We start from the raw sequence: 11,577 nt of genomic DNA on the forward strand, positions 1-11,577 counted from the left end.
CCCCGTCTGCATAAATGTGAGGCCGAGCGGATCCGTCGGAATCCCGCGTTTCGGAGAAACGTACGTACCGGACCCCTGACGTGTTTCGAGAATATTGCGTGATACGAGCGTCTTAAATGCCTCTCGAAGCGTACTGCGGCTTACCTGAAACATTTCAACGAGTTCCTGCTCGGTCGGAAGTTTATCACCGGGAGCAAGCCCATGTTCTTGAATATATTCAATGATCTGTGCAGCAACAGCATCGGTCAGTGCAACGCCATTCAAATTTAGTTTCATAAGTTTTCCCTTTCTATCATATTTATATATTTATTATAGCATAGCTTGTAAAATAATTTATCTGATGATTTCCCTGCAAATATATCTGTTGCACTCTATTCAATTCCCAGTAACCCCTGTTTTTCAAGTTTTATTACGATTTTATCTTGACAACATTCTTTCTTTTCACGTATAATACAATAAATTCATCAGATGAATTTTAGATGAATTACGAAAGGTATATCAAGTGTATGGAGGTGCTCTGTAATGAAACGATTTCTAAGTATACTCTGCACCATGCTGCTTCTATCCGCAGTATTTGCGGGGTGCGGCGGTGGTGGTGCGCAAAATGCCGATGGAAAGACCACACTGAAGGTCGGCTTCGGTTCCAGCATCGACAACAGTTCCGGCGGACAAGGACTAAAAAAGTTCAAGGAGCTTGTAGAGAAAGAGAGCAACGGCCGCATCACGGTGGAATTGTTCGGTGACGGACAGCTCGGCAACGATAAGTCCATGATGGAGGCTCTTCAGATGGGCACGCTTGATATGACGATGCCCTCCAGTTCTCCCGTCTCCGAGTTCACGAAAGCATTCCTCGCATTTGATCTTCCGTTCCTCTTCACCACACCGGAACAGGCAGATAAGGTGCTCGACGGCGCAAGCGGTCAGGACATCTTGAAGACGCTTGATACGGTCAACATCAAGGGGCTCTGCTATTTCGAAAACGGTTTCCGCAATGTGACGAACAGCAAGCATGCTGTAAAATCCGTCACCGACCTCTCTGGTCTGAAGATCCGTACGATGCAGAACCCGATCCATCTTGAGACGTTCAAACTTTGGGGCGCAAACCCACAGCCTATGGCGTTCAACGAAGTCTTCACGGCTCTCGAGCAGAAAACGCTTGACGGGCAGGAGAACCCGAACACACTGATCTTCGATGCCGGCTTCTATGAAGCGCAGAAATATCTGACCATCTCACGCCATTTTTACACGCCCTATGTACTGATGATCAGCAGGAAGACGTGGGATAAGCTCTCCCCCGAGGATCAGAAACTCATCCAAAAATGTGCGGACGAGGCAAAGGTCTTCCAGCGTGAGACCAATCGTCGTCTGGATGCTGAGTATCTCCAAAAGATCAAAGACCACGGTCTTACGGTCGATACACTGTCCCCGGAGGAGACCGCAAAGATGAAAGAGGCAGCGCAGCCCGTCTATGACAAATTTTCTGGCGACATTGGAAAAGAGCGTCTGGATGCCATCTTGAAGGAAGTACAATAAACTGCATTGGAAGAGGGCGCCGCCCCGGGGTGAACCCCTTGGGCGGCGCCTGTTCCATAATGGAGGTATGTTCCATGACCGGTATTCTGAAGAAGACAGAAATGCTGATTGCGCTTCTTGCATCTGCCGCGATGGGCGGCATTGTTCTCCTCGTCTTCGCCAACGTCATCATGCGATACTGTTTCAACACAGGCCTGACATGGAGCGACGAAGCGTCCGTCAATCTATTCGTATGGTTCATCTTTCTGGGCGGAATCCTCGCCGCACTGGACGGTTTGCATCTGAAGGTGGATGTTCTGACCAGCCGTCTATCTGCAGGCGGGCAAAAATGCTGCGATCTCATTGCCAACTGTCTGGTTCTGCTGGCAATGGGCATTCTGCTCGTAGGCGGCATCGAACAGGTCGCCGTATCGAGCAACAACATCAGTTCTGCAACAGGAATTCCCTTTTCCTGCATCACAGTATCCATGGTTGTCTTTGCCGTCAGCATGATTCTGTTGACACTATATAGGATAACGCAGATCCTCCACCCAAACGAGGAGGGCAGATCATGAACGGTACAGAAATTCTTGCAGTCTTTCTCGTCGCCCTATTTTCCCTGCTGATGGTCGGCGTTCCGATTGCATTCGGACTCTTACTAGTATCGGCGGTCCTGCTGCTCTACATCGGCAATTTCACCCCGCAGCTTCTTGCCCAGGCAGTGGTATTTGGAGCAAACAGTTTCACACTGCTCGCCATCCCCTTCTTTATCCTTGCCGGTGAAATCATGAGTGCCGGAACGATCTCAAAGAGAATCGTTACCTTTGTCGCTAGTCTTGTCGGACATGTGCGCGGCGGACTTGGCTATGTCGTCATCATCGCCAGTACGATCTTTGCAGGGCTCTCCGGATCCGCCGTTGCGGATGCGGCCGCACTGGGAGCCATTCTGATCCCCATGATGATTCAGATGGGATATGATCGTGCGACATCGGTAGCACTCGTCTGTGCCTCAGCAATGATCGCACCGATCATTCCGCCCAGTGTCCCGCTCATCCTATACGGGGTCAGCGGGCAGGCATCCATCGGCCGCTTGTTCATGGCAGGCATCGTACCGGGACTCATCATTGCACTCGCCCTGATGATCCTTTGGTACATCATGGCAAAGCGAAACAACTATCCCGTCGGCAAGCGTGCGACGATCCCCGAGATTCTGACGGCATTCAAAGATTCCATCTTTGCCCTCTTCATGCCCTTTATCATCGTTGGCGGCATCCGTTTCGGCATCTTTACACCGACAGAGGCGGGCTGTATTGCCGTGGTCTATGCACTCTTCATCTCCATTGTCGTCTATCGCGAGATGGGGCTGCACGACCTCAAAAAGGTATTCATTGGCACATCAAAAACGACGGGACAGGTACTGCTTGTCGCCGCTGCGGCCATGAGTACAGCATGGGTCGTAACAACAGCAGGCGTGCCACAGCAGGTTGTCTTTGCCCTACAGGACCTCACGTCAACACCGACAATACTTCTGATCGTCATCGCCGTCTTTCTCATCCTGCTCGGCATGGTCATGGACAGCACCCCCGCTATCCTCATTTTTGCCCCCATCTTCATGCCGCTCATCAAGGCAGCAGGAATTGACCCTGTCTACTTTGGCATCGTCATGGTACTCGATCTCATGATCGGACTGCTCACACCGCCTGTAGGAACAGTTCTCTTTGTCGGCTGCGGTGTCGGCAATGTCAGTCTCAATGCGCTTGTACACAAACTGTGGCCGTTTATCCTGCTGGAATACGGTGTTCTGTTCCTCTTCATCTTGATTCCGGAGCTGGTTCTGATCCCTATGAAATGGTTTATGTAAGTGAGGAGATTCCATGCGAAAAATATACGTTACAGACTATGAATACGACTCGTTGGCACCGGAAGAACACGAGCTTGCACGCGCGGGACTCACACTCATCCCGCAGCAGTGTCACACAGAGGATGATGTCATCCGTACATGTGCGGATGCCTCCGGCTTGCTCAATCAATACGCCCCCATCACACGGCGCGTCATAGAAGCGCTGCCGCATCTGAAAGTCATTGCGCGCTACGGTGTCGGAGTCAATACCGTAGATCTGGAGGCGGCAACGGAGCACGGTGTCTGCGTGCTGAACGTCCCCGACTACTGCGCAGACGAAGTCTCCAACCACGCCTTCGCACTCCTGATGGCCTGTCATCGAAAGCTCGCACCACTTCACACACAAGTAAACGGCGGCGGTTGGGACTACAACATCTGCAAGCCCATTCACCGGCTTGCAGGACAGACTCTTGGGCTGCTCGGCTTCGGACGCATTCCACGACTGCTCGCCGAAAAGGCACGTGCTTTTGGTCTGAAATTCGCTGTATACGATCCGTTTGTCACCCCCGCAATTGTCGCCTCCTATGGAGGCAAACTCCTTACACTGGGCGAAGTGCTCCAAGCATCGGACATGATCTCGGTTCACGTTCCGCTGACCAAGGAAACGGAGCACCTTCTCAGCCACAGGGAATTTGACATGATGAAACCGAGCACCATCCTCATCAACACGTCACGCGGACCACTGATTGACGAGGAGGCTCTCTATGCCGCACTGACCCAAGGAAAAATTGCGGCTGCAGGGCTTGACGTGACCGAGCAGGAGCCTCTGGCACAGGATTCCCCGCTCCGCTCCCTGCCCAACATCATCATCACGCCGCATGCCGCATGGTACTCCGAAGAGGCGGAATGCGAGCTCAAAACGAAGGCAGCACGCGGCATTGCAGATATTCTGAGCGGTCATGATCTGCCCAACATCGTGAACCGTACGGTACGGGAAAAACTACCCCTGAAACCACATGTTTCTGGTGTCCCATGCTGATCGCAACGATAGATGCCGGAACGAGCAATACGCGAGTCTACCTCTGGCAGGACACAACAATTCTCGCCGAAGCACAGATGCCGATCGGCGTGCGCCACACGGCGATTGACAGGCATAACAAAAAGCTGACGGCAGCCGTTCGGGATACCTTGCGGGAAGCTGCACGCAAGGCAGGGGTCACGGTGGATGAAATCGCCTGCATATTGGGCGCAGGGATGCTCACCTCCAATGTTGGTCTCAAGGAGATCCCGCATCTTGCTGCGCCGATCTCCCTTGATGCACTCTCCCACGCGATTGTCCCCTGCCACTTGCCGGAAATCTGTCCGCAGGTCATTCATCTTATTCCGGGCATCAAGAACATGAATGATATGTCATTCACAGATGAAACGATCGGGCATATGGACATCATGCGCGGTGAGGAAACCGAGGCAGCAGCGATACTGCAATGTTTTCCTTCCGTTGAGCATATGGTACTCATTCTCCCCGGCTCACACAATAAATACATTGCCGTGTCGAACGGAGATACCATCTGCGGATGTCTAACAACCCTTGCTGGAGAGCTCCTTCACGCAATGACATTTGACACCATTCTCGCGAGCAGTACCGCACAAAGTTACGCCGAGCACTACGATGCAGAGGCATTTCAACGCGGTGTCGTCTGCCGCAGACAGTCCGGTTTTGGTCATGCTGCGTTTATGGCGCGCATCCTTGACCTTTTTCACGAGGCTACGCCAAATGTTGTTCAGAACTACCTGCTCGGAATCCTGCTGGCAGACGATCTTATTGCACTCAGGAAGAGTCACCTCTTCCCCAACCTGTCCGAGGCTGTGTTCATCATCGCAGGGAATCCGCTGATGCAAGCTGCATACAAAACCTTGCTCGCGTCAGAAAATTATTCCACACGATCGCTTGATCAAGATACTATGTGTGCGCTTTCCGGGAGAGGTGCCATTGCCCTTGCCCGAAGAGCAAGCCTGTTTCGGGAGGAATACGCATGACAGGACTGCATCAAGAACTGCTGACAGAGCGTCTCGTCGCCATCATTCGCAATATCCCCTCAGCGCTGCTTCCACCGACATGTGAAGCGCTGCTCTCCGGCGGTATCCGCTTCGTCGAAGTCACCCTGCATCCCGGCGATCCCGCTGCAACACACGATACACTGCACGGCATCGAAGAATTGCGCCGGCGCTTTGATATGCAGCTGCATATTGGTGCCGGAACAGTACTGACGCCGGAGGCAGTAGATGCCGCAGCGGGGGCAGGCGCTGAATTCATTCTTGCCCCAAACACAACCCCTGCCGTAATCCGTCGTGCAAAGGAATGTGGTCTCCTCACCATGCCCGGCGCATTCACTCCAACAGAGATTGAACATGCATGGACAGCGGGGGCGGACATCGTGAAAGTCTTTCCTGCCGACCTGCTTGGAGCACCGTATTTCAAAGCGCTCCAAGGACCGCTTCCCCATATTCCTCTCTCAGCTGTAGGCGGTATTTCTACGGACAACATTGCAGCATTTCTGGATGGAGGCGCTGTCGTCTGCGGGATTGGCGGAAACCTCGTCAATGCATCACGCGCCATACACGGCGCATGGGATGAGATCCGCGAAACCGCCGCCGCATACTGCCGTATTGTCTCCCCCTGGAGAAGCACTGATACTATGTGAAAGGAGGCTCTATGGCAAACATACTGACCTTTGGGGAGCCCATGGCTCTTCTCATGGCAGAGGAGTATGGCCCACTCAAAGACGTACCTCTTTTCAGGCGCCGCGTTTCCGGTGCCGAGGTGAATATAGCGATCGGTTTGACGCGGCTCGGCCACAGCGTCAGCTACATCAGCCGTGTTGGTCAGGATCCCTTTGGCGCACACATTCTTGACTTTCTCACAGAGCAACAGATCAATACCCGATACATCGAAGTCGATGCCGCGGATCGAACGGGCATACAACTCAAGGAAAAACCGATCGACGGACAGGATCCGATCGTCGTCAACTTTCGAAAGGGGACAGCCTTCTCTCACATTTCCCTCGATGTCATTCACACCATCGACTGGCAGAGTATCAATCATCTGCATGTGACTGGCATTCCCGCCGGTGTTTCAGAGAAAGCACGCCGTGCACTGAACCTATTGATGGACACAGCGCGTGCACGGCAGATTCCCATCTCCTTCGATCCAAATCTACGCCCATCTCTGTGGAAATCCAAGGAAGAAATGGTTCATATCATCAACGAATTCGCCGCGAAGGCCAACATCGTCCTTCCGGGGATTGGCGAAGGAAACATCCTCACAGGACACGATGATGCCGAAACGATTGCCGACACGTACCTCGCACGCGGTATCGATACAGTAATTGTCAAGCTGGGTGCCATCGGAGCATTTACCAAATGTTCCGATGGCAGCAGTTTCCACACCCCCGGCTTTCCCGTAAAAGAAGTAATCGACACGGTCGGCGCAGGTGACGGCTTTGCCGTTGGCGTCCTCAGCGCACTGCTCGAAGGACGCTCACTGGCAGATGCCGTTCAGCGCGGGACTGCAATCGGCGCACGCTCGGTTATGACTGCCGGCGATAACGAAGGACTTCCAACTGCACAGCAGCTTGAAGCTTTTCTGCTACAGGAGGGCAAATAATATGAACAAAGAACGAATCCTCTCCGCCATCAAAACACAGGGTATCATTGCCGTTGTACGCGGAAAGAATGCCGAGCACGCCATCAACGTCGCCGAGGCCTGCATTGAGGGAGGTGTCACCTGCATCGAGCTTACCTTTACCACGCCGCATGCACATGAGGCAATCCGCACACTCAGTCAGAAGTATGCCGACAATCCAACAGTGATCATCGGGGCGGGAACCGTACTGGATGCAATCACCGCACGCATTGCAATACTGGAGGGTGCACAATTCATTGTTTCTCCGGCATTTGATGCAGAAACGATAAAGTTATGCCATCGTTATCAGATTGCAGTCATGCCCGGAACCACTACACTCAGTGGTGTCATCGAAGCAATGGAGGCGGGTGCCGACATCATCAAAATCTTCCCGGGAGAGTTAGCGGGGCCTGCTATGATCCGAGCAATCCATGGTCCTCTGCCGCAAGCCGTACTAATGCCGACCGGCGGTGTTACACCGGACAATGCCGGTGCATGGCTAAACGCCGGATGCATCGCTGTTGGTGCAGGCGGCAGCCTCACCAAGGGAGCAGACAACAACGACTTCGCTGCTGTCACGGAACAAGCCAAAAAGTTTGTCCAAGCTATTACCGCAGCAAGAACATAACACTTTCCATGAATGCAGCCCTTAGGCTACAAGATATAATCAGGACAAAAGCAAGAAAATCCAATAGAGCAAAAAGGGCACCGCAAAGGTGCCCTTTTATTCTTCCATCTCCTCGTCCTCATGATGCCGCTTGGGCGGACGCGGATGATAGAGACTCCAGTTCCAGTGAATCGCAGCGAAACGGATGAGGAGGACAAGGAGGAAGGCGAGCCATGAGACGGCCTCGATGCCGAGAGTGCCGCCCAGAGCGCAGAACACAAATGCTCCAACGAGGGAGGCCACTGCATAAACTTCAGCATAGAGGACGACGGGCATTCGCTTCGCGAGCACATCACGGATCATCCCGCCGCCCACCGCCGTCGTCGCCGCGAGGAGGATGGGCAGGACATAGCTGTCCGCGCCGCCGAATCGTACCCCCGTGAGTGCCCCCGTGATGGTAAAGGCGGCAAGGCCGATAGTGTCGGAGACGTTGAAGATCGTCAACAGCCGCCGACGCTGCATGTGATGCAGTTCTGTCCACTGATAGAGAAATGAAGTGGAGAGAGCAACGCCGACGGAGAGCAGAAAGTTCGTCGTATCGCGCAGTGCCATCGGCGGTGTAAGCCCTACGAGGAGATCGCGCACCATGCCGCCGCCCACCGCCGTCGCGAGAGCGAGAACGGAAATGCCGAAGATGTCCATGCGGCGGGACAGCCCGACGAGCGTGCCCGACACCGCGAAGGCGAGCGTCCCGATGATGTCAAAGAGACGCCAGAGATCGATTTCCTCCACGAACATAGTTTGCTTTCCTCCATGGATGTGATGATATCCGTGCGCTGATGTGCCCTCACCACTGCAAGCGCTCCCCCTTCCCCGTCAAAGCGGGGGAGGCTCCTCAGTCCTGCGCGAACAGATACAGAATGACCTCCATCGGTGTCAGTGCACCCGTGGATGCCGAGCGCGCCCCTGCAGCAATCAGATTCCCATCACGATCATAGACACTGCGCTCGAGTGTCAGGCGATAGGTCTCATGTGCATCGCGAAGCTTTTCCCCCGTGATGCGATAGACGATCATCTGCTCTGCGCCTGCCGCACGTGCCGCCGCGGCCTGTGCTGCTATGCTGTGTGCATGCTCCGCGCTCTCAGGTGAAAACACTGTCGCGGCGTTCCGCACATACTGGGCATCATGCAGCACGGCACGCAAATAGGGAACATCCTCTGTGAGTGACGCATCCACATCCACGGCAATCGGCGCAAGATAGACTGTACGCCCTGCCGTACGATTCTCCTGCCCCACAAGGAAAGTCAGTGCGCCGCTGCTGTCATGCGTATCGTAGAGGCGGCGCAGTGCTGCATCCACATAGACGGTCATCGTATGCGGAAATGCCGCTGTCGTCCGCGCAGGCTGCCAGTCGATGCGCTCGCCGAAGTGCTGAAAGCCAAGCGGTAAGGAGAGTGCATCCTTCACGGGGTCACCGCGCATCACAACGCGGCGCAGGGTAAAGCGATCTTTATAGGTGCGGACAAAATCATCGTTCCCCACCGCAGGCGAGCCGAAGGTCGTCACGATAAGCTGATCGGGAGACACGCCAAGATCAGAGAGACGCGCCGCCGCAAGAACCGCCGCCGCGCCGCCGAGGCTGTGTCCCGTGAGATAGAGCTTTTCCGAAGGATGCGCGCGCAGGTCGGCAGCAAGGTGCTCCCCTGCCGTCTGCCCATCCACTGCATCCGTAAAGAGCGCCGCCTGACAGTAGTCGAGAAAGCCACGGTGAACCAGCGGCATCCCGCCGCGCTCCGCCTTAGGCGTATCACGCACGGTGAGAAACTCCGCCGGCGAGTGGCCGCCGAACGCCGCGCGTTTCATTCGCAGATCCGTCCAGACGTCACTGCCGCGCTCTGTCCCGGGAAAGGCGATGAGATGGAGCTCTGCTCCATCGGCATCACGGCGTACCATATGAAAGAAACGTCCGACCGTTCCGCGATGTCCCACGGTCTCCGTACCGACAATCTCCCATCCCGCCGCCGTGAGGCGTGCACGCAGAAGCTCAGAGAGAGCCCCGCTGTATGCCGCCTCGGATGCCGCCGCCTCGACAAAGAGCAGCGCGGGGAGATCAGGAGCGGCGGCGAAGGTGCGCAGAGGAAGCGCAAACGTGCAGAGCAGAATCACAAACCGCAATACCTTCATCATCACACCTCCCACACAATATATCTGTCACTATTATACCTGTTTTCCTCGAAAATTTCATAGAAATCGCTGATAAAATGAAGCGTGGGAAACACCGCAAGATAAAATAAAACCGCCGCGGTTCCCCACGACGGTAAATTCTCAGATGGTGCGGTTGATGGGACTTGAACCCATACGTCTTGTGAACACTACCCCCTCAAAGTAGCGCGTCTGCCAATTCCGCCACAACCGCGTATAAATATGGTGCGGTCGAGAGGACTTGAACCTCCACGATGTTGCCATCACTAGCGCCTGAAGCTAGCGCGTCTGCCATTCCGCCACGACCGCATATTCAGTTATCAAGTAATATCATCGAGCACGACAGCCGCATCTGTAGCGATCTGCTCGTTAGTGCCTAAATGGTGCGGTTGATGGGACTTGAACCCATACGTCTTGTGAACACTACCCCCTCAAAGTAGCGCGTCTGCCAATTCCGCCACAACCGCATGACATAAACAATGATATCAACGATGGGTGTGCCATCATTGACGAAGCGATTCTAACAAGACTGCCATTTGCAGATGCTCAGGCATTCTCGCTTCACTGCTCAAATTGGTGCCGAGGACCGGAATCGAACCGGTACGATCTTTCGATCGGGGGATTTTAAGTCCCCTGCGTCTGCCTGTTCCGCCACCCCGGCGATAGGCAAAATGGAGCGGGTGATGGGAATCGAACCCACGTGACCAGCTTGGAAGGCTGGGGCTCTACCATTGAGCTACACCCGCATGGAGCTGGCGAGAGGACTTGAACCTCCAACCTGCTGATTACAAATCAGCTGCTCTACCGATTGAGCTACGCCAGCAGCAAAGGCACACGCGGCGACTGCCGCAGACGCTGTCCCCAAGGGAAAATAGGTGGTGCCTCAGAGCGGAATCGAACCACTGACACGGGGATTTTCAGTCCCCTGCTCTACCAACTGAGCTACCGAGGCATCGGATATATGACACAATAGTGTGGAATAAGCAAATGGCGACCCGAAGGGGACTTGAACCCCTGACCTCCGCCGTGACAGGGCGGCATTCTAACCAACTAAACTACCGGGCCGTAAAAAGTAATCACCTATGGTGGGCGATGACAGGATCGAACTGCCGACATCTTGCTTGTAAGGCAAGCGCTCTCCCAGCTGAGCTAATCGCCCATAAAATGGTGACCCACCACGGAATCGAACCGTGAACCTACTGATTAAGAGTCAGTTGCTCTGCCAGTTGAGCTAGTGAGTCATAATAAGTAAAGAAATAGTGGTGGCTCACCCGGGACTCGAACCCGGGACCCTCTGATTAAAAGTCAGATGCTCTACCAACTGAGCTAGTGAACCTTTATCAGCGCCACTGTACCCGCCAAATTGATACAAATTGGCTGGGGTAGTTGGATTCGAACCAACGGATGCGGGAGTCAAAGTCCCGTGCCTTAACCGACTTGGCTATACCCCAACTATCCAAAGCGGCGACGCCGCCAAAGGAATCGCTGATAAAATGAAGTCCGTCAGATTGGCGTAGATTTTTTCGTCCGAACAAGGAGGCAAACCGGACGCATAGCCAAAGCTATGTGGAGGATTTGCCGACACAGTTCGGGCAAAAAAGATGCGTCAAGATGACGCGGCTGAATTTATCAGTGCTTCCTATAATGCAAAAATGGCTCCTCGAACTGGACTCGAACCAGTGACATTCTGATTAACAGTCAGACGCTCTACCGACTGAGCTATCGAGGAGTGA

General features: G+C 54.1%; 11 protein-coding genes and 13 tRNA genes. 8 read left to right on the forward strand and 16 right to left on the reverse strand.

Features of this window, described 5'->3' with window-relative positions:
* Positions 1-276 (reverse strand): FadR/GntR family transcriptional regulator (locus HMPREF0908_RS11260; RefSeq protein ID WP_006690465.1); only part of this gene is annotated, 276 nt, incomplete at its 3' end.
* A gap of 246 nt (positions 277-522) precedes the next feature.
* On the opposite strand from HMPREF0908_RS11260, the gene HMPREF0908_RS05495 reads away from it, so the two are divergent.
* The 8 genes from HMPREF0908_RS05495 to HMPREF0908_RS05530 all read left to right on the forward strand — a co-directional run bounded on the left by HMPREF0908_RS05495 (position 523) and on the right by HMPREF0908_RS05530 (position 7,662).
* Positions 523-1,533 (forward strand): TRAP transporter substrate-binding protein, encoded by a 1,011-nt coding sequence (locus HMPREF0908_RS05495; protein ID WP_040572449.1) that lies wholly within the window; start codon positions 523-525, stop codon positions 1,531-1,533.
* A 74-nt stretch (positions 1,534-1,607) separates the two neighbouring features.
* Complete coding sequence (locus HMPREF0908_RS05500; RefSeq protein ID WP_006690467.1) at positions 1,608-2,087, forward strand: TRAP transporter small permease; 480 nt, start codon at positions 1,608-1,610, stop codon at positions 2,085-2,087.
* Positions 2,084-3,373 (forward strand): TRAP transporter large permease, encoded by a 1,290-nt coding sequence (locus HMPREF0908_RS05505; RefSeq protein ID WP_006690468.1) that lies wholly within the window; start codon positions 2,084-2,086, stop codon positions 3,371-3,373. The genes HMPREF0908_RS05500 and HMPREF0908_RS05505 overlap by 4 nt, the downstream gene beginning before the upstream one ends.
* Before the next feature lie 13 nt (positions 3,374-3,386).
* Positions 3,387-4,391, forward strand: a complete 1,005-nt coding sequence (locus HMPREF0908_RS05510; RefSeq protein WP_006690469.1) for a C-terminal binding protein — start codon at positions 3,387-3,389, stop codon at positions 4,389-4,391.
* Complete coding sequence (locus HMPREF0908_RS05515) at positions 4,385-5,389, forward strand: 2-dehydro-3-deoxygalactonokinase (RefSeq protein WP_006690470.1); 1,005 nt, start codon at positions 4,385-4,387, stop codon at positions 5,387-5,389. The genes HMPREF0908_RS05510 and HMPREF0908_RS05515 overlap by 7 nt, the downstream gene beginning before the upstream one ends.
* On the forward strand, positions 5,386-6,054 hold the full coding sequence (locus HMPREF0908_RS05520; protein ID WP_006690471.1) for a bifunctional 4-hydroxy-2-oxoglutarate aldolase/2-dehydro-3-deoxy-phosphogluconate aldolase: 669 nt from the start codon (positions 5,386-5,388) through the stop codon (positions 6,052-6,054). Before HMPREF0908_RS05515 ends, HMPREF0908_RS05520 begins: the two co-directional genes overlap by 4 nt.
* Positions 6,055-6,065: 11 nt before the next feature.
* A complete protein-coding gene (locus HMPREF0908_RS05525) occupies positions 6,066-7,016 on the forward strand; it encodes a sugar kinase (protein WP_006690472.1) in 951 nt (316 codons plus the stop codon).
* Position 7,017: 1 nt separating this feature from the next.
* Positions 7,018-7,662 carry a bifunctional 2-keto-4-hydroxyglutarate aldolase/2-keto-3-deoxy-6-phosphogluconate aldolase gene (locus HMPREF0908_RS05530; protein WP_006690473.1) on the forward strand — a complete coding sequence of 215 codons (645 nt, stop codon included), beginning with the start codon at positions 7,018-7,020 and terminating at the stop codon, positions 7,660-7,662.
* A gap of 96 nt (positions 7,663-7,758) precedes the next feature.
* Here the strand turns inward: HMPREF0908_RS05530 and HMPREF0908_RS05535 are convergent, their stop codons facing one another.
* The 15 genes from HMPREF0908_RS05535 to HMPREF0908_RS05605 all read right to left on the reverse strand — a co-directional run bounded on the left by HMPREF0908_RS05535 (position 7,759) and on the right by HMPREF0908_RS05605 (position 11,573).
* Positions 7,759-8,439, reverse strand: a complete 681-nt coding sequence (locus HMPREF0908_RS05535) for a trimeric intracellular cation channel family protein (protein WP_006690474.1) — start codon at positions 8,437-8,439, stop codon at positions 7,759-7,761.
* 97 nt (positions 8,440-8,536) lie between these two features.
* Positions 8,537-9,826 carry a lipase family protein gene (locus HMPREF0908_RS05540; RefSeq protein WP_040572450.1) on the reverse strand — a complete coding sequence of 430 codons (1,290 nt, stop codon included), beginning with the start codon at positions 9,824-9,826 and terminating at the stop codon, positions 8,537-8,539.
* A 146-nt stretch (positions 9,827-9,972) separates the two neighbouring features.
* Positions 9,973-10,058: transfer RNA gene (locus HMPREF0908_RS05545), tRNA-Leu, on the reverse strand.
* Positions 10,059-10,067: 9 nt separating this feature from the next.
* Positions 10,068-10,153 (reverse strand) — tRNA-Leu (locus tag HMPREF0908_RS05550).
* Between the two features lie 72 nt (positions 10,154-10,225).
* Positions 10,226-10,311, reverse strand: a tRNA-Leu gene (locus HMPREF0908_RS05555).
* 107 nt (positions 10,312-10,418) lie between these two features.
* Positions 10,419-10,505: transfer RNA gene (locus HMPREF0908_RS05560), tRNA-Leu, on the reverse strand.
* Positions 10,506-10,516: 11 nt separating this feature from the next.
* A tRNA-Gly gene (locus HMPREF0908_RS05565) sits at positions 10,517-10,590 on the reverse strand.
* Between the two features lies 1 nt (position 10,591).
* A tRNA-Thr gene (locus HMPREF0908_RS05570) sits at positions 10,592-10,667 on the reverse strand.
* A gap of 53 nt (positions 10,668-10,720) precedes the next feature.
* Positions 10,721-10,796 (reverse strand) — tRNA-Phe (locus HMPREF0908_RS05575).
* A 36-nt stretch (positions 10,797-10,832) separates the two neighbouring features.
* Positions 10,833-10,909 (reverse strand) — tRNA-Asp (locus HMPREF0908_RS05580).
* Positions 10,910-10,927: 18 nt separating this feature from the next.
* Positions 10,928-11,003 (reverse strand) — tRNA-Val (locus HMPREF0908_RS05585).
* Between the two features lie 6 nt (positions 11,004-11,009).
* A tRNA-Lys gene (locus HMPREF0908_RS05590) sits at positions 11,010-11,085 on the reverse strand.
* Positions 11,086-11,104: 19 nt separating this feature from the next.
* Positions 11,105-11,180, reverse strand: a tRNA-Lys gene (locus tag HMPREF0908_RS05595).
* A 38-nt stretch (positions 11,181-11,218) separates the two neighbouring features.
* A tRNA-Gln gene (locus tag HMPREF0908_RS05600) sits at positions 11,219-11,295 on the reverse strand.
* 202 nt (positions 11,296-11,497) lie between these two features.
* A tRNA-Asn gene (locus HMPREF0908_RS05605) sits at positions 11,498-11,573 on the reverse strand.
* Positions 11,574-11,577 lie beyond the last annotated feature (4 nt).

It is taken from the genome of Centipeda flueggei ATCC 43531, from assembly GCF_000160695.1.
Taxonomy (GTDB): domain Bacteria; phylum Bacillota; class Negativicutes; order Selenomonadales; family Selenomonadaceae; genus Centipeda; species Centipeda flueggei.